Annotated in this window: 25 protein-coding genes; 12 read left to right on the plus strand and 13 right to left on the minus strand. The window is 57.8% G+C overall.

Features of this window, described 5'->3' with window-relative positions; all coding sequences use genetic code 11:
* The first annotated feature begins 6 nt into the window (after nucleotides 1-6).
* Nucleotides 7-666 carry an amino acid ABC transporter permease gene (locus L1O02_RS19060; protein WP_235758486.1) on the plus strand — a complete coding sequence of 220 codons (660 nt, stop codon included), beginning with the start codon at nucleotides 7-9 and terminating at the stop codon, nucleotides 664-666.
* On the plus strand, nucleotides 663-1,427 hold the full coding sequence (locus L1O02_RS19065) for an amino acid ABC transporter ATP-binding protein (RefSeq protein ID WP_281063580.1): 765 nt from the start codon (nucleotides 663-665) through the stop codon (nucleotides 1,425-1,427). Before L1O02_RS19060 ends, L1O02_RS19065 begins: the two co-directional genes overlap by 4 nt.
* A 91-nt stretch (nucleotides 1,428-1,518) precedes the next feature.
* On the opposite strand, the gene L1O02_RS19070 is transcribed toward L1O02_RS19065, so the two are convergent.
* The 4 genes from L1O02_RS19070 to L1O02_RS19085 all read right to left on the minus strand — a co-directional run bounded on the left by L1O02_RS19070 (nucleotide 1,519) and on the right by L1O02_RS19085 (nucleotide 5,907).
* Nucleotides 1,519-2,061, minus strand: a complete 543-nt coding sequence (locus L1O02_RS19070) for a fimbrial protein (RefSeq protein ID WP_108542897.1) — start codon at nucleotides 2,059-2,061, stop codon at nucleotides 1,519-1,521.
* 8 nt (nucleotides 2,062-2,069) lie between these two features.
* On the minus strand, nucleotides 2,070-2,594 hold the full coding sequence (locus tag L1O02_RS19075) for a fimbrial protein (RefSeq protein ID WP_159426280.1): 525 nt from the start codon (nucleotides 2,592-2,594) through the stop codon (nucleotides 2,070-2,072).
* A gap of 133 nt (nucleotides 2,595-2,727) precedes the next feature.
* Nucleotides 2,728-3,483 carry a fimbria/pilus periplasmic chaperone gene (locus L1O02_RS19080; protein WP_060843198.1) on the minus strand — a complete coding sequence of 252 codons (756 nt, stop codon included), beginning with the start codon at nucleotides 3,481-3,483 and terminating at the stop codon, nucleotides 2,728-2,730.
* Between the two features lie 12 nt (nucleotides 3,484-3,495).
* Nucleotides 3,496-5,907, minus strand: a complete 2,412-nt coding sequence (locus L1O02_RS19085) for an outer membrane usher protein (protein ID WP_232513261.1) — start codon at nucleotides 5,905-5,907, stop codon at nucleotides 3,496-3,498.
* On the opposite strand from L1O02_RS19085, the gene L1O02_RS19090 reads away from it, so the two are divergent.
* Entirely contained in the window at nucleotides 5,815-6,105 is a 291-nt protein-coding gene (locus L1O02_RS19090; protein ID WP_231979067.1) for a hypothetical protein, read from the plus strand. The two genes, L1O02_RS19085 and L1O02_RS19090, sit on opposite strands and share 93 nt — an antisense overlap.
* Nucleotides 6,106-6,297: 192 nt before the next feature.
* Here L1O02_RS19090 and L1O02_RS19095 read toward each other — a convergent pair whose 3' ends face one another.
* The 5 genes from L1O02_RS19095 to L1O02_RS19115 all read right to left on the minus strand — a co-directional run bounded on the left by L1O02_RS19095 (nucleotide 6,298) and on the right by L1O02_RS19115 (nucleotide 10,336).
* Nucleotides 6,298-6,861, minus strand: a complete 564-nt coding sequence (locus tag L1O02_RS19095; protein ID WP_060843196.1) for a fimbrial protein — start codon at nucleotides 6,859-6,861, stop codon at nucleotides 6,298-6,300.
* Between the two features lie 313 nt (nucleotides 6,862-7,174).
* A complete protein-coding gene (locus tag L1O02_RS19100; protein ID WP_129406701.1) occupies nucleotides 7,175-8,260 on the minus strand; it encodes a hypothetical protein in 1,086 nt (361 codons plus the stop codon).
* A 7-nt stretch (nucleotides 8,261-8,267) separates the two neighbouring features.
* On the minus strand, nucleotides 8,268-8,795 hold the full coding sequence (locus tag L1O02_RS19105) for a hypothetical protein (protein ID WP_235758488.1): 528 nt from the start codon (nucleotides 8,793-8,795) through the stop codon (nucleotides 8,268-8,270).
* Nucleotides 8,762-9,514: a fimbria/pilus periplasmic chaperone gene (locus L1O02_RS19110; protein ID WP_235758490.1), complete on the minus strand. Its 753-nt coding sequence runs from the start codon at nucleotides 9,512-9,514 to the stop codon at nucleotides 8,762-8,764. Before L1O02_RS19110 ends, L1O02_RS19105 begins: the two co-directional genes overlap by 34 nt.
* A gap of 192 nt (nucleotides 9,515-9,706) precedes the next feature.
* Nucleotides 9,707-10,336 carry a response regulator transcription factor gene (locus L1O02_RS19115; protein WP_060838680.1) on the minus strand — a complete coding sequence of 210 codons (630 nt, stop codon included), beginning with the start codon at nucleotides 10,334-10,336 and terminating at the stop codon, nucleotides 9,707-9,709.
* Nucleotides 10,337-10,559: 223 nt separating this feature from the next.
* On the opposite strand from L1O02_RS19115, the gene L1O02_RS19120 reads away from it, so the two are divergent.
* The gene (locus L1O02_RS19120) at nucleotides 10,560-11,759 is read left to right on the plus strand and encodes an EAL domain-containing response regulator (protein WP_235758492.1); all 1,200 of its coding nucleotides are present in this window, start codon (nucleotides 10,560-10,562) and stop codon (nucleotides 11,757-11,759) included.
* A 97-nt stretch (nucleotides 11,760-11,856) separates the two neighbouring features.
* Nucleotides 11,857-15,504, plus strand: a complete 3,648-nt coding sequence (locus L1O02_RS19125) for a transporter substrate-binding domain-containing protein (protein WP_348636582.1) — start codon at nucleotides 11,857-11,859, stop codon at nucleotides 15,502-15,504.
* A gap of 364 nt (nucleotides 15,505-15,868) precedes the next feature.
* Here the strand turns inward: L1O02_RS19125 and L1O02_RS19130 are convergent, their stop codons facing one another.
* On the minus strand, nucleotides 15,869-16,330 hold the full coding sequence (locus L1O02_RS19130) for a hypothetical protein (RefSeq protein WP_235758496.1): 462 nt from the start codon (nucleotides 16,328-16,330) through the stop codon (nucleotides 15,869-15,871).
* A 270-nt stretch (nucleotides 16,331-16,600) separates the two neighbouring features.
* Here L1O02_RS19130 and L1O02_RS19135 point away from each other — a divergent pair, with 270 nt between their 5' ends.
* On the plus strand, nucleotides 16,601-17,029 hold the full coding sequence (locus L1O02_RS19135) for a hypothetical protein (protein ID WP_082729224.1): 429 nt from the start codon (nucleotides 16,601-16,603) through the stop codon (nucleotides 17,027-17,029).
* A 152-nt stretch (nucleotides 17,030-17,181) separates the two neighbouring features.
* On the opposite strand, the gene L1O02_RS19140 is transcribed toward L1O02_RS19135, so the two are convergent.
* Entirely contained in the window at nucleotides 17,182-17,571 is a 390-nt protein-coding gene (locus L1O02_RS19140) for a MerR family transcriptional regulator (RefSeq protein WP_060838676.1), read from the minus strand.
* Between the two features lie 74 nt (nucleotides 17,572-17,645).
* Here L1O02_RS19140 and L1O02_RS19145 point away from each other — a divergent pair, with 74 nt between their 5' ends.
* From L1O02_RS19145 to L1O02_RS19160, 4 genes are all read left to right on the plus strand, one after another.
* A complete protein-coding gene (locus L1O02_RS19145; RefSeq protein ID WP_060843188.1) occupies nucleotides 17,646-18,725 on the plus strand; it encodes an SDR family oxidoreductase in 1,080 nt (359 codons plus the stop codon).
* A 430-nt stretch (nucleotides 18,726-19,155) separates the two neighbouring features.
* Nucleotides 19,156-20,055, plus strand: a complete 900-nt coding sequence (locus L1O02_RS19150; protein WP_060838674.1) for an EamA family transporter — start codon at nucleotides 19,156-19,158, stop codon at nucleotides 20,053-20,055.
* Between the two features lie 242 nt (nucleotides 20,056-20,297).
* Nucleotides 20,298-20,957, plus strand: a complete 660-nt coding sequence (locus L1O02_RS19155) for a hypothetical protein (protein WP_060838673.1) — start codon at nucleotides 20,298-20,300, stop codon at nucleotides 20,955-20,957.
* A 195-nt stretch (nucleotides 20,958-21,152) separates the two neighbouring features.
* Nucleotides 21,153-21,713: a hypothetical protein gene (locus tag L1O02_RS19160; protein WP_235758498.1), complete on the plus strand. Its 561-nt coding sequence runs from the start codon at nucleotides 21,153-21,155 to the stop codon at nucleotides 21,711-21,713.
* Nucleotides 21,714-22,279: 566 nt separating this feature from the next.
* On the opposite strand, the gene L1O02_RS19170 is transcribed toward L1O02_RS19160, so the two are convergent.
* The gene (locus L1O02_RS19170) at nucleotides 22,280-22,672 is read right to left on the minus strand and encodes a hypothetical protein (RefSeq protein WP_108542877.1); all 393 of its coding nucleotides are present in this window, start codon (nucleotides 22,670-22,672) and stop codon (nucleotides 22,280-22,282) included.
* A complete protein-coding gene (locus tag L1O02_RS19175) occupies nucleotides 22,669-24,114 on the minus strand; it encodes a PAAR domain-containing protein (protein ID WP_235758500.1) in 1,446 nt (481 codons plus the stop codon). Before L1O02_RS19175 ends, L1O02_RS19170 begins: the two co-directional genes overlap by 4 nt.
* Before the next feature lie 268 nt (nucleotides 24,115-24,382).
* Here L1O02_RS19175 and L1O02_RS19180 point away from each other — a divergent pair, with 268 nt between their 5' ends.
* On the plus strand, nucleotides 24,383-24,637 hold the full coding sequence (locus L1O02_RS19180) for a bacteriocin immunity protein (protein WP_060841914.1): 255 nt from the start codon (nucleotides 24,383-24,385) through the stop codon (nucleotides 24,635-24,637).
* A 204-nt stretch (nucleotides 24,638-24,841) separates the two neighbouring features.
* Nucleotides 24,842-25,300 carry an Hsp20 family protein gene (locus L1O02_RS19185; protein ID WP_016968718.1) on the plus strand — a complete coding sequence of 153 codons (459 nt, stop codon included), beginning with the start codon at nucleotides 24,842-24,844 and terminating at the stop codon, nucleotides 25,298-25,300.
* The last annotated feature ends 140 nt before the right edge of the window (nucleotides 25,301-25,440 follow it).

Genomic DNA, 25,440 nt, shown 5'->3' on the forward strand with positions numbered 1-25,440 from the left:
GCCCCCATGCCAATCCTCGACCTGAGTATCGTGACACCCTATTCCGAACTGCTGGCCACCGGGCTCTGGTGGACCCTCGTCCTGTTCCTCAGCGCCAGTGTGTTGAGCCTGATGGCCGGCATCGCCTTTGCCCTGATCGTGCTCTACACCCCGAAACTGGTCTCCCTGCCCATACGTTTCCTGACCTGGCTACTGATGGGCACGCCCCTACTGCTGCAGCTGTACGTGATCTATTACGGCCTGGTGCAAGTGGGGATCGATATCCCGGCCCTGGTGGCCGGCATCATCGGCCTGAGCCTGCATTTTGCGGTCTACAACGCCGACGTGATTCGTGCCGGAGTCCTGTCGGTCGACCCCGGGCAGATTGAAGGTGCGCGCTCCATTGGCCTGAGCCGCAGCCAGGCGCAACGCTACGTGGTGGTGCCACAGGCACTGCGCAATACCCTGGCCCCGCTGGGCAACAACCTGATCGTCCTGCTCAAGGACACCTCCCTGGTGTCGATCATCGGCATTGCCGAGCTGGTCTACAGCGCCCAGCGCGCCGTGAGCGAAACCTACAGCCCGTTCGAATTCTATCTGGCCGTCGCGGTGATCTATTACGCGGTCAATCTTGTTCTGGAAGCCAGCCTGCACCTGCTTGAAACCAAGGTAGAGATGTCACGATGACCACAGAAAAGTTCATGGTTGAAGTCAAGGGCGCGCGCAAGGCGTATGGCGCCCTAGAAGTGCTCAAAGGCATCGATCTGTCTGTCTCGCGCGGACAGATCATCGCCATCATCGGGCCCAGCGGTTCGGGTAAAAGCACCCTGCTGCGCTCCATCAACCACCTGGAAGTGCTGAACGAGGGGGAGATCTGGCTGGAGGGCGAACACGTCAACCGGCCCTTGAAAGGTCGCGCATTCGAACAGCACATCAACAGCGTGCGCCAGCAGATGGGCATGGTGTTCCAGCACTTCAATCTGTTCCCGCACCTGACCGTGCATGAAAACATCGCCCTCGGACCGATCAAACTCAAAGGGCTGAACAAAGCCGCGGCCCGTGAGCTGGCCATGGAGTACTTGTCAAAAGTCGGCTTGGCCAACAAGTTCGACGAGTACCCTTCCCGCCTGTCCGGCGGACAGAAACAGCGCGTGGCCATTGCCCGGGCCCTGGCGATGCGCCCCAAGGTCATGCTGTTCGATGAAGCCACCTCGGCGCTGGACCCGGAGCTGGTGGAAGAGGTCAACCAGGTCATGAAGCAACTGGCCGCCGAGCACATGACCATGTTGATCGTCACCCACGAAATGCGCTTTGCCGGTGAAGTGGCGGACCGGATCATCTTCATGGACGGCGGCGTGGTGGTCGAGGAAGGCACGCCACGGGAGATCCTGCAAAACCCGACCCACGAACGCACCCGGTCGTTCCTGAAAAAGCATTTGCACGCCTAGCAAGGCTGCGCTCGCGCGGGCCGCAGGTGCTGTTGCATCACACGCAGCAGTGCTGCCTTGGCAGCCAGGGGGCCCCGCCCCCTACGCGCCATCATTCGTAGCTCAGGGTGAAGGTCAATGAAGCCGCCAACTGCCCCTTGCCGATGCTGCGTTCGCTCAGGGCATCGGGAAGCGCCTTGAGGTAGGCAAGAAAGGTGACCGACTGCTTGCCGTCCTGGCTGACCCGGCCAATGGAATGCGTGCGTCCCAGGGGCAAGGGCTGCGTCGCTGCATCCTCCAGGCCAATCACCAGGCCTTGCGGACTGCCGCTGTCGAGCTCCAGAAAGCCCGGTATCTGCGCACTTTCATGGCCGCTCAAGGTCGCCTTGACCTCGGTCCTGCCGGCGCTGGCATCACAGTCGATCAGGTTCAGGACAACGGCCTTGCTCGCGGTTCTGCCGTCGCGATAGAGCTCCTGAAGGCTCACATCCTCGAAGTCCAGCGTCCGGGTTTCCGAGCCAGGCTCCAGGGTACAGGTCTGATCCATCAGCTGGCCGCTGAAAAAGACGTTGTCCGCCGCCACTGCCGGGGCGCTGAAACCATCCGCCAGCCAGGCACAACACAGGCACAGACAGCCGTTGAGCAATTGCTTCATGACTTCACCTAATACAGCTCGACCAGCAACAGTCCGGAAGCATTGAACTCGCTCAACGCAAGCTGCGCTCCCACCTTCTTCACCGGCACCGCCTCGAATGCCGGAGGTTTCTGCAAACTGTCGAGGCTGATCTGCCGAGGTTCGTTGAGGACCAGTTCCCGCTCCCCCAGCAACAGCTTGATGGCCAAGCCATTGACCGAGGTGCGCAGCAACGCCGGGTTGAAATCCGCCACCGAGCCCTTGAAGGTCAGGCGCATCTTCCAGGTCGAGTCTTGCGATACCAGCCCCGGACACTTGATCTGATAGGGAATCGGCTGACGATAGTGCTCGCCATCGATCTTGCGCAGCTGCACGTTGCCGAACGACACCCTGATCGGCGCGTCCTTGTCGCTGACCGTGCATTGAGGAGGCGCGATCAATACCCCGAAGAACGCCATATCCGCCGCCGCCCGGCCCAAACCCGGCAACCCGAGCAGCAAGAGGCCGCAGACCAGAGCCTGGCACCCGCCTTTCCTTCGCCACCAGCGTTCCATGAACACCTCCGCCCCCCTGCCCTTGCCGGCCCCCAGCTGCGCTCCCGTCCCGGGCTGCGCTGCCAACCTTGCGCCCAGCCACCGAGCCAGGGGCACAACGACCCCGAGCGCGCCCGATGGTCTCAAGCCAGCCTCAGCTCGCATCGGCCACCGGCCTGGCCACGCACTGCCCCGCCGTGCAGCGGAATTCCAGTTGCGGCCGACCGCCGAAATCGTTGACATACGTCAGCACTGGCGCGTTGCCCAGGGTCCGGGCGCTGACGCTCAGCGCCTGGCGCCCCCAGGGCGCCAGCATCACCGGCTGGAAGTCTGGAACGGATGCGCCGCCCACGCGGACCTGAGCATCAACCAGGGTCACGTAGTAGGCCGTCGGGTTATGGGCTACGTAGCGCTCCCCTTCGCGGGACAGCGTCAGTTGCTCCTGCCAGGGAAGCTGATTCTGTCCGCTGTCCCTGACGATGGCCTCGGGACGATAGAACAGCTTGATCCGCGTCTGCAGGGCAATCTGCAAGGCGTTGGGCTTGTCGGTGCGCGGCGGGATCTCACGCAAGTTGAAGTAGAACAGCGACTCCCGGTCCTGGGGCAACTGCCCTGCCTGTGCCAGCTTCCGGATCCTCACCTGACTCCGGGATCCGGCTTCGAGCCGTTGCACTGGAGGCAGCACGGCCAAGGGGCCGCTGATCTTCTCCTCCTTGTCGTTTTCGAGCCAGGCCTGGGCCAGGTACGGTAGTTGGGGATTCTGGTTGCTGATGCCCACGCTCACCGATTTCTCACTGCCATTGAAGATGATTCGGGTACGGTCCAGGGCGATGGCAGCGTGTACCGACTCCAGAGCCAACAGGCTCAGGCCGATGACAAGCAGGCTTTTTTTCAGGTCGAACCATGGCATGGAGGCCACTCCTTATAACTTGTTGCTGGGGGATCGGGTTTCGCGGACCGCTACAGGCCCGCAGACAAATTGCACTTGCTGGTCATCCGCACTGACCTGCTCCGTCAGGATGAAATCGCATTGGGCCTTGCCGTCCCACTGCACCGACATCAGGTCACCGACCTGCATGCCACTGAGGTAAACCAGGCCATCCTCGCCAATGATTCCGGTTTCCTGGCCCCGCGCGTTGTACACGCCGCTGCCAAAGGGCGGCGTGGTCGCGTCGGGCAGGACGATGCGGACCATGCCCTTGCTCCCGGAAACAATGTCGAAACGGCGATAGCCAATCGCACCCTCGGTCAGCGTGGCCTGGGCCACCGAGCGCCCGGCTTCCACATCGTCAGCCAGTTGATCCAGGTTGATGCTTGCCTGATTGCGGTAGTAGCTGTTCATGTCAGCCACCACCGCCTTGCCGAAGCGATTGGAATAGGTGCTGGCGCCATTGCCCCGCACCGGCACCCCGGCCACGCCATTGGTATCGAGCAGCAGGCGGGTGCCGCCCAGGGTGGTGATCCGGTGCAGCGCCGCCCCTTCGGCGGTCAGGGTCGCCCCGCCCTGCACTGACAGACCGGCGGAACGATAGCGTCCGGCCTGATAGCTGGCGCTGGCGGTGACATCGGCCAGGCTGCCCTCGTGGTTCAGGTAGCCGCTGGCCGTGTTGCCCTCGCTGGCGGTGCCGGCGCTGAGCATGTAGCTGTTGCGCTCATCCGGACGGTCGTAATAGCTCAAGTTGTGACCGCTGCTGCCACGGTTGAGCGTGGCGTTGTAACTGAGAGAGCCGCTGTCGCCCCAGGGAAGGCTCAGCGAGACATAGGCGCCTTCATCGACCGCGCCATGGCTCTGGCTGCGATAGGCGGTCAGCGACAGGCCCAGGTTCTTCAGCCCGCCCAGGTTGAAATAACGAGACAGCGACAGGCTGTAGCGGTCGCTCGGCGCATTGTTCCAGTAGGTCTGGTGGTTGTAGTTGAGGTACAGGCTCAGGTTCTGGTCACGAAAACTCTTGCTCAGTGTCGCGGTGTACATTTCCTTGCTCTGATTGTTCAGCCGGCCACGGCGACGAGCCTCGATAAAGTCGTTCATGGTCATGAAGTCTTCCTCGGAGAAGCGATAACCGGCGAACGTCACCTGGCTGTCGTAATCCTCGAAGCGCTTCGAATAGCTGGCGCGATAGGACTTGCCCTGGCGCTGGCCGATTTCAGCCAGGCGGGCATTGGATTGAGTCACGTCAACCGCCAGGGCGCCGAAGGCCATCAGGTCACGACCCACGCCCACGGCCAGCGCGCGATAGTCCCGCGCCCCCAGGCCTCCGCCGTACAGCGACCAGCCATTGCTCACGCCCCAGGAAAATTCGCCGCTGGCGAATTCCGGACCATCGGGCTCGTGCTCCCAGTCCGAAGGCCGGCCGGCGGACACTTTGTAGCGCACCGTGCCGGGGCGGCTGAGGTAGGGAATGCTCGCCGTGTCCAGCTGGAATTCCTGAACGCTGCCGTCCTGCTCCTCAATGCGCACATCCAGCTTGCCGCTCACCGCATCGCTCAGGTCCTGGATGCGAAAGGGCCCCGCCGGCACTTGGGTGTCATACAGAATGCGCCCCTGCTGCGTGACCAGCACCCGCGCATTGGTCCGCGCCACGCCACTGACTTCCGGCGCATAGCCACGCAGGTTGGGGGGCAGCATGTTGTCGCTGGTGGCCAGACTGGCACCGGTGTAGCGCACGCTGCCGAACAGGTTGGAGTCCAGGTAGTTTTCTCCCAGGCTGAGGTGGGCGCGCAACTCGGGAATCGCCCGCGACGCGTAGTAGCGGCTCCAGGCGAATTGCCGCTGGCCAGGCTTGCCGGAGGTCTTGTGCATCTGCCCTTGCCAATCGGCCCGCAGGCGCCAGGCGCCGAGGTTGAAACCGGTCGTGCCGTTACCCGTCAACTGCTTGTCGCTGGCCTGAGGCCCGGCGTAATCCGTGGTCTGGGCATTGAGGTTGTAGTCAAATAAAAATCCGCCAATGCCCTCATCCCAGCGCGAAGGCGGGTCCCAGTTGCTTGCGCTGTATTCAAGGGCGTCCTGGGGAATGTTCAGGTACAAGGCAGAGGCGCCCAGGTCGCCACGCACCGTCATGCCGGGAATGCTGCTGATATCCAGACAATTGCCTTGGTGCCACCAGGCAAGTTGCTTGATCCGTTGTTTTTTCAGACCCAACTGCGCCACCAGTTCGGGAGAGATGCAGGCCACACTGCCCTTGGGGTCATCTTCCGGCGCCAAGTAGTTCACGACCGTTTCCGGCAACGAATCGCGATTCACATGAACGACCAGGCTGTATTGCCCCGGCAAAATGAAGTTAGCCTTGGCAAACAAGCCGAGATCGAGATTCTGTTGATCCTTGAGATCAAGCACGTCCGTATTGAACTGAAACTCTTCGGCGGCACTGGCCAAGCTGGCCATGCACCACAATGTAGTGAAGACCCATACCCGGTGTTGAACCACGTGATTAACTTCCCTTACAACGACAACAACTTCTTTCGTCCGCTTCCTCAAGCCAGCAAACAGCATCGGTCGACCACTGTGCCCAACACTGTCACGAACGAAATCTGAGAGGTCTGAAGGCAACATGAGAGTGCTGAGTACGGATTAACAAGCGTCATGTTCGAGCGCCACGGCAGTGCATGGCCTATCACGTCGAAACAATGAAAATCCGAGAGGACTGGCGGCGACCCCATCGAGAGAAGATCGGCAGTGCGCCTGGAATACGCACACTTGCGTATCCAGGCCGCACCTCACGCAACGTTACTGATAAGCCAGGGTAAAGTTGGCGACGGTATCAAAGGTACCGGCTACCACAGTGGCTGGTTTCGGCTCCCCACCCTCGGTTTCAGGGGCCAGCATGTCGCCTTGCAGGTAGGCGGTGAAGTTCAGTGCGCTTTCACCGTCGGACAGGTTCTGCGGATCGGAAGCGGCACCCAGCTTGATCAGCGAGCCGTTGCGATCAGCGATCGCCAGGCTCGCACCCTTCGCAGTGCCACCCTGGAAGCCCAGGAGATCAGGGTTGGCGGCCGAAGGCGCGCCGGTGAAGGTCACGGTGGCACTTTTCAGCGAGCCCAGGTCGCAGCCGTTGAGCTTGATGGAAAACGGCTTCAAAGCGGACTTCCCGCCATTTTTCAGAGCGCTGTTGGAGATGGAGTCGAACTCCACGACTTGCTCCAAAGAACCGCTGGAAATCGAGCATGGAGAGTCATTGATATTGCCCTTGAAGTTGACCTTTCCACCGCCCTGGCCCGCCGCCATGGCCAAAACCGAAGTACCACCGAGTACAACTGCCGCTATAGCTGCCGCCATTTTGCTGAATTTCATTTTAGAATCCCTACTAGTACACATTTGATATATCGGCACTATGCATCACCTGGACAAACTACAAGGTAATATCCATGACATGCCACTTGTCGACCAGACCGCAGCCAACTAGCAAGTGCCGAGAACAAGTATATTTACCAAGCAAAAAAATTAAGATAAGAAAGGTTCGATAAGGGCGTAGGAAAATTCCCAACCAACTTATAGCTTGTCTTAGCACATGTAACGACTGACTCGAAACACACTAAAAGAACACGCGACGTCCTGGCAAACATCAGCCCGAACAGCGTTTGAAAAGTATTGTTTCAAATAGAAATCAATATTCCGTAAGCGTCAGAACGCCAAACCCGGAGTGAAGACCGGTCAACATGGGTTTCGAGGTTTTCTGTACTGTCACCTGGATTTCAATCTGTCCAGCCGTTGCCAGTCCATTCAACGGTGTTTGCTGGAATGGCGTTAGTTCGACATAGCTGCCACTGCCTGTACGCGCAAAGAACACCAGATCGATCCCTGGATTTGATGTAGCCAACGCGTTGCTCTGTGCTCCGGGGCTGCCTATCAGACCAAGAGACAGTTTTGCCGGATCAAGCTGACCGGAGTCACAACGAAGAGTCAACTTTCCACCTGCGTTATAGCCATATGCAAAGTTATAGACCCCGATATCTTGAACCTTGCTGCTATCAATGGGTTGTTTCAGCTTCAGAGTCCAAAAGTTATTACCATTGTCATTGAGTTCACAGGTAGCGGGAACGGATAGGATGGTCGGTGCTTTCAACGACAGTGTGTATAACGGTTGAGGGCTCCACTGCCCCGGTCGCGAATAGCGAAAGAACGAAAAAAGCTCGCTGGGCGGAAGATACACTGCCCCGCCGAGGGCCTTGCGTCGAAGACGGAAAGTGACTTTGCCCTGGTTGCCGGCATTTGCCCAGCGCAACGGCGTGACGCCATTACCGGAAGGCCCGGCAGTGGCGCCCGCATTGAATGCGTCCTTGAAGGGGATGAAGCTTTCCGGCGCACTATTGCCGGTGACGAATATTTTCATATCGATGTCTTCGGTCAGTCTGAAGAACTCATTATCGACCCGGGACAAGGTCTGACTCAGCTCAGCCTTGAAATAGCTGGCGTTCTGCGAGCCGCTTTCCGAATAGCACCAACCGTCGTAGTTGCTGGGAATGGTTTGATAGGTGGTTTCATACAGCGCGCCCTTTTCATTGGACGTGAAAGCGCCGTTCTTTATTTCAATGCTCAGCTGATTATGGCCCCAGCAGGCACCGTCCGGCGTTCCAGGGGGAACAGGCTCAGCCCAGGCCTTGAGCGAAAGAAATGTTGCCGCAAGAGCCCATCGCAACATCGACGGACAAAGGCTGATCTTGCTTCTTTTATCCAGAGTGGAAATAGCCACAGGGCGCTTACTCCTGAGTAATAACTAGCACGGCACCGGTAGCAAAGGCGCCTGCTTTCAAAACGCTGCCAGGCTTCGCATCCAGCACAGCCTCCAGCGTCGGAGGAGAGGCGTAGTTCACCGAGAACTCTCTGTTGAGGGGGTGTTGCTTGCCATCTACCAGAAAGCGCACGCCAAGATTGCTGAGATTGGTCCACAACACGTCAGAGCTGAAACCGGAAGTACCGACAAACTTCAACTTGAGTGCGGGTGACTGGGAGGAATTCCTGCAACTGATCCGATAAGGAATTTTTCTCGCCCCCTCACGACCATTGACAGCGTCAGTCTTGACCTCGGCAAAATCTATTCTTGTTTGAAGAATATTGACGCTGCAGTTGGCGGGCTCGAAAACTTCAAAGTGTACAAGTACATACAGCCCACCTGGAGTTGCGGCCTGTACGTTTCCCGTCATCGACAGAGCAGACAGACCGATCAGCGCCCCTCCAATCAGACTGACCCGTCTCATGGACGAGTAGCGTTTTTCATGACGGTGCACGAGTCCTCCCGGCAGTCGAAACTGAGTTGCCCACGCCCACCAAAATCATTGATGTAGACCAATGCTGGCTGCTGAACGCCCGGCGCGATCCTGCCTTCAAGGCGATGCGCGCTATAGGGCGGTATTTCCATGGGCTTGAAGTCCGCAACAGGCGATGCCCCGGACGCATCATTGAAGGCCTCGATGATGGTCACATGATAGGGAGTGGCATTGTTAAGCTGAAAACGCCCGCTCTCTTGCCTGGACAAGGTCAAGGCGGACAGCCAGGGACTGGTGATGCCGACGTTGAGCGGGCGTATTCTTTGCGGCCGATAAATGACTTTTATCCGCCGTTGCAGAGCGATCTGAATGCCTTCTTGGCCTTCACTGCGCGGCGGGACTTCACGCACATTGAGATAAAACAATGTTTCGCGGTCCTGGGGCAGATCGGCCACCCGTGGCAGCACCCGTATGTTCAACTGATTGCCCTGCATCGCCTCCAATCGCTGAATTGGCGGCAAGGCAACCACTGGCGAGCGTTCAGGCTTGTGCCCTTGCGCATCCTCGATCCAGGACTGGGCCAGATAAGGGCTATGGGGGGAACGGTTATGCACCATCACCACGGCACGGGTCTGCGGCGCCTGAATGATGACCCGCGAACTGCCGAGCGCCAGAGCTGCGATCGCCTGCGCCTGAAAAAGAGCAAAAAATAACGCAATGAACGTGCGTGGTTTAATCATGATAAAAGTTGCAGTCAAGTTTCTTGATACCGACAAAGTCTATTAAACAGGCAAGGCCTTTATCATTGCGAAATTTCCTACACAACTAAGGAAAGTCTCTGCAACAACTCGGTAACTTGCTTAACAAGATGCACAGCCACCCGGCCGTTCAAACTGAGCGGCCAAGTATCAGCATTGCCGCTTTGCCATCTTTCAGGGAATCAGCCCATGGCGCTTGGCGAACTCCGCCAGGCCGACTTGCGAGCCCAGACCGAGCTTCTGCAACAAGCGAGCCTTGTAGGTACTGACGGTCTTGTTGCTGAGAAACAGCTTTTCGCTGATGGCCTTGTTGGAATATCCCTGAGCCAGATACTGCAGCACGATCATTTCCCGATCGGTCAGCGAGCCAATCAGCTCGGTCTCGGACAACTGCTCGGCCGCCGACCTGGACACATCGGTCACCTGGGAAGGATAAAAGGTGTAGCCGGCCAGCACCGCGTTCAGGGCCACCACCAGATTGCTCAGGTCTTCTTCCTTGTTGACGAAGCCTCGAGCGCCAAGCTGGATGCAGCGTTTGCAAAAGCTCTCGACAGACTGCGATGTCAGCACCAATACCTCGGTGGGCAAACCCAGTGCCTTGATCCGGGACAGCACCTTGAGACCATCGAGTTTGGGAATGCCGATATCCAGAATCACCACATCCGGAACATGCTCACGCACCAGCTCTAGCGCATCCAGCCCGTTATCGGTTTCGCCCACCACCTGCATCTCGTGCTTTTCCAGCAGAACCTTCACCGCCAGCCGAACGACGGGATGATCATCCACTATTAATACGCTGTGCATAAATGTCATTTCACCTTAGAACTTGCCGCCGGGCAGCCATTGCGAGCGGGGCAAATTCCCCGGAATCGACCCGAGTTACAAGTGCTGATTGATGATCATTGAAAAAATCAGATGCTCTGATTTTTCAGTAGGAAATTTCCCACAAGCCATGAAGATGCATCTAATAGACCCACCCCAAATGGCTTAAGCAAGATACCCAACGGATAAACGACGCGAGCCAGCAATGCAGCACCTGAACGTTCTAGTTGTGGAAGATGAACCCCTGCAACGCCTGGTCACCCTCACCGCATTAAGGAAAGTGATACCGGGACAGATTCATGAAGCCAGCAGTGGCAGTCAGGCACTGGCGCTGCTGGAAAGTTGTGAAGCCATGGACATTGCCATCTGCGACTTGAAGATGCCCGGCATGGACGGCCTGGCCTTCCTTCGTCTCGCCAGTCACAGCGGCAAACTGCGCTCGGTCATCCTTTGCAGCCAGATTGATCTGGCGCTGCGCAACACCGCCGTGGCCATGATCAAGCGCCTGGGCCTGGATTATCTTGGAAGCCTGGGCAAACCCTTCAACCTGGAGCGTCTGACCACGTTGCTGAACCGATACCAGTCCCTACGCCATGATCTGGCCAGCCCGCTCAAGCGCATTGCGCTGCCGAGCCGGAGTGATGTGGTGCGCGGCCTGGACAACGGTGAGTTCGAGCCCTACTACCAACCCAAGGTCACCCTCGATACCGCAATCCTGCAAGGCGCCGAAACCCTGGCGCGCTGGAACCACCCTCAACTGGGCGTGCTGCCGCCGTCACACTTCCTGAACATCATGGAAGAGCACAACCTGCTGGATCGACTGTTCTGGCAATTGTTCGATCAAGGCCTGGCCCTGCGTCGCAAACTGGCGAGAAAGAACCTTGCGCTGAACTTTTCCTTCAACTTGCACCCTTCGCAACTGTCCTCCCCGACGCTGACTGAGTCGGTCACTTCCTTGTTGACGCTCTGCCAGGTGCCTTCAAGTTGCATCACCTTTGAAATCAGCGAAACCTGCGTGATGGAGGCGTCTGCCTACAGCCTGGAAAACCTGGTGCGCCTACGGCTGATGGGCTGCGGTCTGGCCATGGACGACTTCGGCGCCGGCTTCGCTTCCCTGCAGCGCCTCTGCGAACTGCCCGTCAACCAAATCAAGCTGGACGGCAACTTCGTGCGCAAGATGAATCATCACCCGGCAAGCCACGCCATCATCCGCCATACCCTGGCCCTGGGGAGCGCCCTGGGAATGAAAGTGATCATCGAAGGAGTGGAAACCCACGAACAGCAAGAGCAACTGGTGAAGTTGGGGGGCTCGCTTGCCCAGGGTTTTCTATTTGCCCGTCCCATGCCGGAAAGCCACTTCATCGCCTATTGCAACAAGCACTCGAATACCCCGCCAACGACTTAAATTGATAGGCCAAAGCAAGCAGTGCCAGCTACTATTTTCACCCTGTGCCTCCAGAGCTTTCGCCTCAACCAAGCCTCCCCCATTGTTTGAAGACACCATGCCCTTACGACTTATATGGCTACTTATCTGCTGGGTGAGCATCGCGCCTCAGACGGCAGCGGCCCAAGCCCCGCTATTGCCCAATACTCTGTACAGCGCGGTGCGTCTCGATCACCGCGAGCTGGTACTTGAACAAGAGGACTGGCACTGGCTGCGTCAAAAGTCGGAGTTGAAAATCGGCGTGGTCGTACAAGAGTCGCCCCCCTTCAATGTCGACTACAACGACAGTCACTACGAAGGCATTACGGCGGACGTCAGTTCATTGATCGGGCAGATGCTCGGAGTCGGCATCACGGTGGTTCCCTTCGCCACCCGCGAACAGGCCCTACAGGCGCTGCAGGCCTCCTCGATCGACTTGATGGGCAGCTACAACGGCCCCGGGCAATCCAGCGATGCGCTCAGGTTCACCCAACCGTTCGCCGATGGGCGGCTGGCCTTGTTCAAGCGCAACGACGAGTTGCGCCAGTCCCCGGCAAACCTGGCCGGGCTGCGAGTCTCCGTGGTCAAGGAACACAGCGACGAAGCGCAGTCGCGCTTTCCTCGTGCCCACCTGATGATCTATCCCACCCACAACGAAGCCCTGGCCGCTGCTGCATTCGGTCACGCCGACATGTACCTGGACGATGTACTCAGCGCCTACTTCCAGATCAATCGCTCTTACTACGGTTTTCTCAAGTTCGAGCGCTTCGTTGACCTGGCGACGGGTGGCTATGGCTATGCGATCAACAAGGACAACGCCCGTCTTCAGCGCATCCTTGACCGCAGCATCGAGGCCATCGGCAAGGAAAAACTGAACAATCTGAGTCAGCGCTGGGTTGGCAGCGGTTTCGTGCCCACCGGCGAAAAGATTGTGCTGACCCCAGAAGAATCACGCTGGATCGAGCGTCACCCGGTGATACGCCTGATCATCAACGATGACCTGGCCCCCGCGGCATTCTTCGACGCCAACGGGGTGTTCTCCGGAGTCGCGGCCGAACTGCTGGAGATCATCTCGCAGCGCACCGGCCTGCATTTCCAGGTGACGGTGCGCAACGGCAGCTATCCGCAACAGATTGAAGCCATGAGCAACGGCGAGGCGGACATGGCCATCATGACGGCCAGCCCGCAACGCGAGGACAAGCTACGTTTCACCCGGCCCTTCTTGACCAGTCCCTTTGTCCTGATCACCCCCAGCGGCATGCAGGACCAGGTGCTGACAGCAGAAGATCTGGCAGGCAAGCGTATTGCCGTGCCATCAGGTCACGTGACCCTGCAACATCTGCGCGACCTCTATCCGCGCACGCAACTGATCGAGGCCAGCGCCTCCCTGGATGCCATGAACAAGGTCTATGACGGCAGCGCCGATGCCGCCGTGGTGTCGTTGCCGGCCGCTCGCTACTACATTGTCCGCCTGTTTCACAATCGCCTGAGCATCGCCGACCTGATCCACACCAATCGGGCAACCGCCAGCTTTGCCCTGCGCCGCAGCGACTCGGAGCTGCAGTCCATACTCGACAAGGCCCTGCTCAGTCTTCCGGCGGACGATCTGAACGCCATCGCCAACCACTGGCGCTCACCACCGGGCATGAGTGGCGAAACCTGGCGCGACTATGCGTTGCTGATCGCCGAAATCATCGCCGCCGCGGCACTCCTGCTGGTGCTGACCCTGACCTGGGCCTTCTATCTGCGACGTCGGGTCAAGGCCGAGAAAACCCTGAACGACCAGTTGCGCTTCATCGAGGCCCTGGCCGAAAACATGCCTCCGGTTCTCTACATACGTGACATGGACGGCAACATGCTCTCGTGCAACCGCAGCTACCTGCAGAGTGTCGGCCTGAGCGCCGACCAGGTTCTGCACAAATCCGTGCAACAGCTGCCCGAGGAGCATTTCTCGGCCCAATCCGACCTGCATCACAGCTACCTGCAAGCGGTGCGCGACGGCCAGACCATCAGCTCGGTGTACCAGGTCAAATTGCAGGGCAAGGAGGTCTGGATCGATCACTGGATCCAACCCTTCCAGGACAGCAATGGCGTCACCAAAGGCGTTATCTGCGGCTGGCTGGACATCACCAAGCATCGCCATCTGGTCCAGGAGTTGAAAGAGGCGAAGAACCTGGCCGACCAGGCCAGTCGCACCAAGACCACGTTCCTGGCCACCATGAGTCATGAAATCCGCACCCCCATGAACGCGATCATCGGCATTCTGGAACTGGCGCTCAAACGGGCCGACAGCGACCGGATTGAGCGCTCCAGCATCGAAATTGCCTACAGCTCTGCCAAGAGCCTGCTGGACCTGATCGGCGATATTCTCGACATCGCCCGCATCGAGTCGGGGCGCCTGAGCCTTTCACCCAAACGCGCCAACCTGCGCGAGCTGGTGGAATCAACAGCCCGAGTGTTCGAAGGCCTGGCGCGACAGAAATGCCTGAGCCTGATCCTCGAAATCGACTCCAGCATCAATTGCGATGTGCTGGTAGACGGCATGCGCTTCAAGCAAATTCTTTCCAACCTGTTGAGCAACGCCATCAAGTTCACCGAGGCCGGTTTCATCAAGGTGAGCATCACCGGCGATCTGCTGGAGCAGTCGTTGTTGCAGGTCAAACTGCGGGTCGAAGACTCGGGAATAGGCATCTCTGCGAGCAACCAGCAGCGCCTGTTCCAACCTTTTGCCCAGGTCGAGCGCAATGTGCTCAATACCGAAGGCACCGGCCTGGGACTGGTGATCTGTCGCTCCCTGTGCGAAATGATGGGCGGCACTGTGACGATGAACAGCACCCTGGGCCAGGGCACCCAGGTGGAAGTGGATCTTCGCCTTCAAGCGCTGGAGCGCCTGGCCGCCGCCGAACCTGTGCCTAACCTTCAGCGACGGCAGATGTACCGCCTGCAGATTCTGGTGGTGGACGATCACCCGGTGAACCGTCAGGTCCTGGGACAGCAACTGGCGTTTCTCGGGCACGACGTAATCGAAGCGAAGAATGGACAGGAGGCACTCAAGCTCTGGCGCGAGCACGACTTTGACCTGATCATCACCGACTGCCACATGCCCGTCATGAACGGTGCCGAACTGGCCCGCTCGATTCGTCAGGATGAACGCGACAGCCACCACGAACCGATCGTGATCATCGGCCTGACCGCCGACGCCCAGCCCGAGGAAGTGGAGCGTTGCATACTGGCCGGAATGAATGACTGCCTGATCAAGCCCATCAGCCTGGATGAACTGGAAGCGCGCCTGTTGGCCCTGGGTCAGGTCGAGGAAGAGGAACGCGCGCCCCTGCCGCCGGAAGAACGCGTCAGCAGCCAATCCCCACAGGTATTCGACCTGGAGTCCCTGCATACCCTGGTGGGCAGCGAGCCGACCATGCTGCAACACATCCTCAGTGAACTGCTCAGCAACAATCGCACCGACCTGCAGACCCTGGAGACACTGCTCCGCGACCAAGCAACAGCGGAGCTGTCCGAGTTGGCGCATCGCATCAAGGGGGCTGCGCGAGTCGTCAAGGGCGAGCAACTGGTGGAGAGCTGCCGGCAATTGGAAGATGCCTGTCAGAGCCCCGACCTGAACATGCCCCTGGTGAGCGACTGTGTTGAGCAGGTTAAACAGGCCATCGTGACCCTTGAACAGCAGCTGCTTGAGCAGTACGACGGATCGGCACCACTTGCCGGGTGATATCGAGGAGAACGCACGGACTGCCCCGCTTCAGCGGGGCCAAGGTGATTTTCAAAGGCGCTGAACGGTGCTGACCGCGCCAGTGAGTCGACCGCTGCAATGGCAGCAGGCTCGGCCGGCTTGGTGGCCAGGTTTGACTCATTGATCGCGGATTACAAGATGCCCGGTAGCCCCTCAAGAACATAAGCCGCCCCCACTATTGTCCAACCTGCATTGTGTATTAGTCCGGGGTTGTGTTTTGAGCCTTGCGATTAAAACTTCTTATGAACCGATTGCACTATCTTTGTAGTTCTGGCCTAAGTAATGCTGGAGAGATTCTCTCCAGCCATTATTATCTGAGCCCGACAAAAAAACAGAGAATGGCTTAGCTGCGCCCTCCAAGGAATCGATTAAAACTACTAATAAAATCTTTCCTCAGACCCGGCAATATTTTTTTCAGGATCAAAAAGTAAAGATAGATAGGGGTTGGACAATCGCCCTCCTCTTCCCAAACCTCCTCTGTACCATAGCAATAGAGCACACCTCGGATGAAATTTGCAAAATCTTCATCTTCCTTGCGACTTTGCTGCTCCATTTTCCAGAGATCGACAGTGAGCTTCTTTCGAAGTACCTCATCACTTTCGATACGCTCGCGCAAGATGGCCTCTTTCAAAAACGGCACCAACTTTTCCAACTTGCTGGCAGCAATAGATTTTAATTCACCTCTTTGGATAAGACCCATTAGATAACTAGCGTACTCACGCGTCATCTCGCCATAAGAAACATTCGCATCAAGCAACTGCCCCTCCAGATCATCAAACTCTTTAACTTCTATACTATCAATCATTGTGTGGCTCCATCTTCCATTTCTAGCCTACTCATAACTTGTTTACATGACTTACAGAATGCTTCAAAACGCCATCATTCCTGTGCGTCGTTGATCTGCCACCTTTAGTTAGAGCCTTCAACTCATCGACTGTCTTAACGTTGTATTTTTTCGTAATATTGCTAAGGGCAATTCAGCCCAGCAGCCGGAAGTGGACAACGACCGGCTGCGACACTGCCGTCTCCACTCTCAACCCACGCCCCCCCAAAAAAATACGCCCAAAGGATGGAGATGAAACTCTGGCCCCTCCATGCAGGCACGCGCCGGCCATGGTACGTAAAGCTGCTCTGGATACCGCTGCTGTTTGGGCTGGTCACGCATTGGGACTTCGCGTTGCCAAGGGTGAATGTTCACTACTCCCAAGCCGGCCGGGATGAGCTCAGGTACATCTGGAATGTCCAGGATCGGATTGATAAAGGAGGAATGCTTCCCGGAGGCGGCGCAACCGATCATGGCGTGCTCTTCCCCGACGACGAGTTCTTCATGGAATTTTCCTGGTGGAGCAAGAACACGGGGCGTAATCACTGCATCAGCATCACCCCGCAATGGCCCCATACCCATATCTACCTGAACGCCGACGGCGACATCGACAGGCGAGAAAAGAGCGGAACCGATGTGCAGCGGTTGGCGGAGTGTCGATGGGATCGGGCCAAACCTTAGGTCTCCACTACGGCCAGAGCCCTGTGGTAACCAGCACGACCTCCGCTTCCGGCTTGAGCACACAGGAAAGGTGCTGGTTCGGCAGGCCTGTTGCTGTCGACCGCGCATGACGCACTGCTGCGGGGCGACGCCGATGGCTGGATGCGGGCCGTTCAGCTGGAAGCGTCGTTCAACCGCTGCAGCGCAAGTTGCTCGGCAGCACTGGCTTCGAGCTTTGCACGCTCTTCGTCCAGATACCGATAGATGCTTTGGAAGTTGGCGATTTTCTGTTTGATTTCGGCCATCTTTTTTTCAATGAGCTTGGCGCCCTCGGCACAGTCGATCAGCTTGTTGCGCTGCGCGTCGAGAATCTCGCCTATTTCCCCCAGGGAAAACCCCATGCTTTGCGCGCGCTGGATAAAGTCCAGGTCCTGCAGCGTTTGCGCGGTGTAAACACGATAGTTGTTCGTTCGTCGCTGCGGTGCGATCAGGCCGATTTGCTCGTAGTAACGCAGCGTATGGCGGCTGGCGCCGCTGCGGGCCTCGATTTCACCAATTTTCATGAAAACACCACTTGACCATAGAGTTGGGTCGATAGTTTACGCTTGGTTTCTCACCTTCAACAAGGAACAGGGAAATGAGCGTGGAGTGCTTTGTCACCGGGGGTACCGGCTTCATCGGTCAACATTTGCTGGCACACCTGAGTGCAAAAGGTCACACCGTTCGGGTGTTGATGCGTCGCCCGGAGCGACTCGCGGCACTGCGGGAGCAAGTCGACCATTTGGGCGGCTGCGCCTCCCGGGTATTGGCCGTGGCCGGCGATCTGGAACGGGATCAGCTCGGGCTGAGTCCTGCCGACCGAGAAGCGCTGAGGCACGCCAGAGTCGTCTTCCACCTGGGTGCCCACTTCGCCTGGGGGCTGACCTTGGAACAGTCTCGTGCGGTGAACGTGGAAGGAGCCAAGCGCGTGGCGCTGCTGGCGGCTGAGCAAAACAGCCGGTTGGTGATGATCGGCGGCTACATGCTGCAAAATCATGAACACCTGCGACGCATCGGCATCGATCCTCACCATCCGCAGCGGACCGATTGGCCTGCGCTTTACCGGCATGTCGGTGGTTACGAGGCGAGCAAGCTGGAAGCGCATTTTGTGACCCTGGAGACCATGTCCGCCAAGGGCGGAGAGCTGACCGTTGTCCACCCCGCGACAGTGTGTGGCCACAGCCGCACGGGGCATATCCTCGACGGCCAGCCGCTGGTGGCGCTGATACGCAACCTGGTGCAGGGAAAGCTCACGGCCGTGCCCGGTACCGCCAGGCACTGGCTGCCACTGGTCACCGTGGACTACCTGGTGGAGCTGATGACGGCGAGTGCTTTTGATCCGGCCATGGCGGGCCAGGAACTGCTGGCGCTGGATGCGCAAACGCCCAACTTGCGAGAAATGTTGGTGCAGGTGGCACAACCTTTGGGCTTGAAGTCTCCCAAGCATCACGTTTCGCTCCGACTGCTGAAGTGGCTACTGAGCATTCCTCCCGTCGCGCGATTCATGAATACCCAACCCGAAGCCTTGGACTTCATCCAGACCACTCGTTTTGATACCGCAGCCGTCGAGCAATTTGCTAGCAGGCATGGCATAGCCAAACCGGATATACGTCAGTCATTGCAGCACACTGCAACCTTCGTCAACGCTCATTGCCTCGCCAAGGGCCAGGCCGGCTGACTGTCCCTTCGGGGCCACACCGGTTGGAGGAGCTTTCCTCGGCTCAGTGATGGGGGCTGATCAACTGGCGAGCGCAACCAGGGTGCTTGCATTCGGCTCTTGTCGGGGCGTGTGGATCCCGTAGAGGGAGTACTCAGTGCATAATCGCCTGCGGCGTGGAGAGCTCGTTTGCCGGACAGCCCATTGCCTCGGCCATCCACTTGGGCAGGACTTTACCGCGCTGCCCGGAAGTGAACGTCCACCTGATCCAGCCACGTTCTCCAGCCTTGCTTGCGGGCATTTCAAGAAGCTCGACAACCTCCAGCTGGGGGATCGAGCTTATGCCCCGATCACGGCTGGGATGGCTGGGATCTTCGTCCACTCAAACTGTGCGCCGTCGATGCGGGCGGCATTCTATCGAACAACCATTCAGCGACAGGGATCGTCATCGATGCAATCCACTTTCAGCAAAGGCGTCATGTTTGCACTCTGTGCTGCGGCACTGAACGCAACGATCGGTGTACTCAGCAAAGTCCTCATGAATAATGGTTTCACCGCGAGCAGTGTCGCTGTCATCAAGACCCTACTGGGTTGCGTGCTGCTGTCGATCTTGCTGTTTTTCCTCAAGCGCCCGACGAAATCGAGCCAATGGGTCCAAGCGGCAATCTGCGCCTTCCTTGGCATCTTTGTGCTGTTCCATTTCGAAACCTCCGCCTATCGACACTACGCGGCGGCAGGTGTGGTGGTGGTTCTGATGGCCAGTGCGTCCATTTCCTCGATCATTCTGGGGCGCATTTTTCTCAGGGATCCCATCACCGCGAATGCCACCGTTGGCGCTGCACTGGCCATCGCCGGGATCTCGGTGATATTCGGCGGCGACCTGCAGCAGGGCTTTACCCTGGAAGGTGCGGCGCTTGCCTCCATGGCCGGCTGCGGCTATGGGGCCTTTTCGGTTGCCATGAAGCGCATGGGGGTGTCGGGAGGACTGCATTTCACCCGCCAATTGTTGTTCTTCGGCGGCCTGTACCTGCTGATGCCGGCGGCGGCCGACGGCTTCACGCTGGGCGAACTGTCGCCACTGGCGATCGCCGCCTTGCTGGCGCTGGCCACGCTGCCGACAATCCTGGGCTTCTTCTGCACCACCAAGGCCATCGAGTACCTCAAGCCATCCCAAGTGCAAGCGCTGGAGTTGACCGAGCCACTGTTCGCCGCGCTGCTGGCGTTTGTGGCGCTCAATGAAGTTCCCCGTGAAAGCCTGTATGCAGGCGCGGCACTGATCATCCTCGGCCTGTGCTTCTCCAATGAACTGATTCGCTTGGGCAGCAAAGCCTCGGTGCCTTCTGTCGAATGAGCTATTTGCGGGCCCTGATTGCTTTGGCGGTCGGTGACCTTGAACGGATGGGTCGCGGCTTGCCGGATACCCGGTATTCCCTCGAGAAAATGCACCAGGCCACAACTCTTTCTCCATGGCCGGTACACAGAGAAATCAGCAAGCCACCCAAGGAACACAGCAGCAACGCCTGCTAAACTCCCGTCCCCCAACCCACTTGAAGATGACCAAAGACTCTGGTCGCCGATTGAAAGGACTCTCCCATGAACAAGCTGATCCTTAGCCTTTTTGCCTCAACACTGGCCCTGTCCGTTGACGTTGCCCATGCCGCCTCCGTGGCCGAAGTCTTCACCGGCGAGATGCTGGGCACCAATCAGCGGTACTTTGAATCCGTCGCCGGAATCCCTCGAGAGTCCTTCGGCGATGAGCACAGCTTCAAAGTCCAGGGCTGCAACATCACCGCCACCATAGAAGGCGGCAAAGTCAGCAAACTGCGCATGGAACTGACGCCCAAATGCCAGGCCGACCTGACCCAGTTCGTCGACACCTTCGCTCCTGCTCCCGGCAAGCCGCTCACCGTCGGCGCGTTCACCGAATCGTCCGGTGGTGGGCTGAGCTACAGCGCCAGTTGCCTGAGCATGTGCGGCAACGCCGCCGACCCTTCCGTCTATGCCCACTGGGAAGGCCCCCGTGCCATAGGTTTCAGAGAGGTGCTGCTGGAGGTGGTCCTGGCCTCGGATCCCGCGCTCGACGCCGCCAACCAGTGGGAAGCGCAGATGCGCAAAGCTGAGGGCGAAGACTACGTGATGGAGACTCGCTTCAACTGCGACCAGAAATACGACGCCGTCGCGCAGAAGGCCTTTGAGAAGGTGCAGGTCAACGCGGTCACCATCGGCACCGGGCTCAAGGCTTCCGGCTGCTGAGATCGACGATAGAGGCAAAACAGCGGGCACCGCGCGTTTTTTTGCAAGCGCCCCGCTCAAGTAAAAAGGCGACGCAGTGCGTCGCCTTTTTTCGTATCGGCACAACTCAGTCGCGGTGACTCAGGATCAACCTGACGTAGCCAATGAATAGCCCACAATAAATATCGGACAGCTCACAGCCAGGGAAAGCTCAGGATGCGTCATTTGATAATTAACAGCTTGGTTGTTATCTGCTTTGCCATGGTGGGCTTCGGCTGTACAACATATACGTCCACGCCGCCAATCAATGAACACCTCGAACCCAAAACAAAAGAAACCATCTCCCACTTCACTTATGAAACCAACTCTCCATGGAAAAACAGTCGTTTAGGAAAGAGCGCATACGAGGCGACGCGAAAAATCATTCCAAATGCACAAGACAATAGTTCAAAGCTCACACCCTCACTCACCCCTGAATTAGAAATAAAAGTCTCAGAGCATTCATTCGGAGGAGCTTGCACACAAGATTACTTAACAGGCTTAAGTCTTGGCCTGATTCCTAGCTGGTGTACCAGACCAGGTCTATTCACCTTCGACTTCACACTGAATAACAACCACGGCGTTTGCAGACAGAAAACCTACTCAATAAGTGCAACGTCATTTTCACACCTGACAGCAATTCCATTCGCCCTGCTCAGCACCGAGAATCAACCATTAACTATTTATCAGGCTGCGTTAAAAGATTTCCTTCAGGAAGGTCAATGTACAACGCGCTAACGAATTCTGTTCGATCAGGGACTAAAATTTTCATACCAGCAACCAAAACGCACATCATTACAAGCAGTCCTATCACGCACCACTGCAGTACAGCCAACTTCCTTTTAAGCTGAACAGGAAATTTTTTAAATTCTCGACACTAACCCCGCCATGCTTAAGGTATATACTTGGAAAAGTAACAATCCCCGATATACCACCTATAAGTAACAACTTCCCCCAAGGCCCTCCGTACCTGAGAGGGGCACGATTCATAACCGCCTAGCAGTTTTTCAGAAGCTCCAATATCTCATCCGTGCGTGTGTATGCCAGATGAAGGCTCACGCCTATCCAGATAACCATCCCGATCAGGACGATGGCGAAGCCAATAAAGAATGTGTAACAGGCCACCTCAATCCAATTCATCTGCTGCTCTCATAAATTACTTCCCCCAGCACTTCTCCCCCCTCCCCGGCAATAATGCCTGCGGTGTAAGAACCGGTACCCACCACTATAAGACCGCAAGCGAAAGTAGCGACCCACCCGCTCCCCCTGCGCCAGCCAAAACCAGATGAAATGCCATCAACCACTCACTTAACCCAGCCCATGTATTGACCGACAGACCACAGCAAAAGAAGAACCCCCAATAGAACTGCACCTGCTCGGTACCAGACCACCAGCTTCCTTCCAAGGCGTCGTGGAAAGTTATTGATATCTTCGATGCTTGCGCCCCCATCACGTATGTACATCGCAGGCCAGGCAATCACTCCAACAACACTCCCCATTAGAAACAGCCTCCCCGCTGGCCCAGCGCGCTTGAGCGAAGCTCTATTCATGATTGCGGGGCAGTTTTTAAGTCGCTCAAGCATCTCATCCATATCGGTATATGCGATATACAAACCAACTCCGAGCCAGACAATTAGCGCCCCAAACTCCGTCAACCCCAGATAGAGGAATATCGTGCGCAATACCTCATTACTCATCGACTGCTCTCATAAACTATCTCTCCCACACCTTCACCCAACGCGCCCCCCAAGCTACCCGCAACCCAAGACCCGACTCCCACCACGCCAAGCCCGCATATCAAAGTCCCTGTTCCAGCACTTGGTACACCCAATGCCAAGCAAATGGGTCCAGCCACCGGTGTCAATAATGTGCCAGCTGTCGCGCCTCCCAACACCGTCCCAATAAAGCTTCCTCCCTCTGTCAATCTCACATGTTCACAAGCCCCAACATTACCGGCCTTACATACCTCCTGAGCCTTCATGTATGAAGCCCCTCCCCCAAGTCCAATCCCCATCCATCCTCCGTACTTCACGTACTTCGCAGCCCTCGCCACCCCCTGCATATGGGTCGCATACCCCGGTATCTGCCCCGGCGCACCTGCCAGCTTCCAGTGATGCACCAGGCTGCGACTGGAAATCCCCAGTGCCGTTTTCAACTTGGGATGCTCGGGAAAGCCGATCCCCTTGCGGGTAAAGGCAGTCAGCCGAGTATCCAACTGCGACAGCAACCTTTTGCGCTCGGCAAAAAACTCGACAGAACGCAAATGCCCATGCCGCTCAAAGGTACGTTTATGTAGGCTCTCGATATCCCGCAGCGAGGCTTTCACGTCCTCCAGGTTCTTGGCGAAGATCGCGGCGCCGACGCCCAACGCGGTCGATCCCTGGGAGGCAAAGGACTCCAGCAGATCACGATGGCGCGCCAGGAAACTGGCCTCTTCATCGCTCATGGGCTCCAGTGCCGTGTTCACCTTTTCCGCCGCCTCCATCAGCCAAGCCTCTTCACGGGTGCACTGGACGTTGGCCGGATCACTGAGAACGATCAACTGCCCCGGCTTGGCGTAATTGCCGAGCTGCGGATTGAGACGGCGAAACTTCTCCAGCACCGCGCTATCGGGCGTGGCGAAGAGTATGGACTCCAGTGCCGAGCGGGACATGGGCTGCTCGACGATATGAAACCCCGGCTCGACGCCCTCCTGCAGGGCCGCCGTGGAGGCAGCCAACGGGCTGACCAGCGCATTGGCCGCCTGGGCTTTTTCCGTCAGCACCGGATCGGCCAGCAGCGTGGCCATGCGCGACTCATCCACCGAGCCATCGGCGCGGATGGCGCCCAGCGTGGCGAAGTTGACGATGGCGGCGCCCTCGGCAGGCGCGAAAAGCGAGCCGCCGAAGGTATCGCCAGAGCCGCGGACGATGCTGCCGCCATGGCTGGTGAGGCTGCCCACATGGGCCAGGGGCCGGCCATTGACCAGCACAGACGGAAATCCTGTGGTAATCACCGCGCCGCAGCCACAGACATCACCGACCCGGGCCGCGCCCATGCCGTTGATGATGACGTTGCTGGAAGCGGTAACGATGGGCGTGGTGCCGTGCCCCGGCAATGGGCAGACATGGCTGTCGCCCAGGCGAGAAGAAGCGATCATTTGGCATCCTGCGCTATGAGTGAAAAAGCCTCCCATCCGGGAGACAGGGGACCGTAGCGCAGGAGTTCGGGCAGGGCCTTAAGGAGATTCTCAAAACGCGGTGAGTGGCGCTGAGGGGCGGCGGCTGAGGCAAGATAACGAACCCAGAGCCGAGCCCTTGAAAGTGCCCCCGCAGACCAAGACGCTTGGGTGGCGTAAGACGCAGAAAGCTTGAAGATCAAAGACCCACGAAACCACATTGACCTTCACGAGAGAAAACAGGCACTACATGGAAGATATTTCTGATTTTACCGAAGCCGAATTCATTTCCTTCGTGAAAAACATACGAACCGTCAACAAGAGCGGGACGGACGATGAGCTAGGCGAGTTGCTTGAAAGGTTCAGCAAGCTCGCCGGCCATCCAGATGGCTACGACCTGATTTTCCACCCTGAGCCCGGCGCGGATAACTCCGCCGAGGGGGTGACCAGAGCCGTGAAGGAATGGCGCAAAGCTCAGGGACTGCCGGGACTCAAGAACGGTTGATTGAATTCACCGCCAGAACCTGTGGCGGCTCAACGAGTATCTTCGCCACATTGAAAAACGGCGATTAACTCTTTGAAATTGATAGATAAAATCAATTTTTTGGGTCTCTTGAAGTTTTGCTTCTGGCACATACCTAGGTTCTTGCGCGGTGCCGAATGCGGGCCGCGCCTCAAATCACTTGGAGAAACCTCAGGAGATTTTGCAATGGCTACTACCCTTTCGTTGGCCCCACTTTTCCGCCACTCGGTCGGCTTTGACCGTTTCAACGACCTTTTTGAATCGGCGCTTCGCAGTGAGGCCGGTACTTCCTATCCTCCGCACAACGTCGAAAAGCACGGTGATGACCACTACCGGATCGTGATCGCGGTAGCAGGCCTGGCCGAAGAGGATTTGGACATTCAGGTTGAAAAAGGTGTGTTGACCGTCACCGGTGACAAGCGAGAAAGCGACGGAGCTGTCACTTACCTGCATCAAGGTATCGCACAGCGGGCATTCCGGCTGTCGTTCCGCTTGATGGATCACATCGAGGTGGAGGGTGCGAAGCTCACCAACGGTCTGCTGAGCATTGACCTGCTCAGGGTTGTACCGGAGGAAGCGAAGCCTAAACGCATCATGATCGGGGGAGCTGAGGCTGCTGATTCGAAGCCGGTCAGCGAACAGTAACCGGCATGGAGAGGCGCTCTACGGAGCGCCTCTTTTTTTGTCGGGTACCGAGTGCCGCCATTATTGCGAGCGCCCCTTTATGAGGAGGCGAATCCCCCCCTGCAAGTCCGCCGATGCCCTGATGAATGTCTTCAGCCGAA

This window comes from Pseudomonas sp. BC42 (assembly GCF_021560055.1).
Classification (GTDB): domain Bacteria; phylum Pseudomonadota; class Gammaproteobacteria; order Pseudomonadales; family Pseudomonadaceae; genus Aquipseudomonas.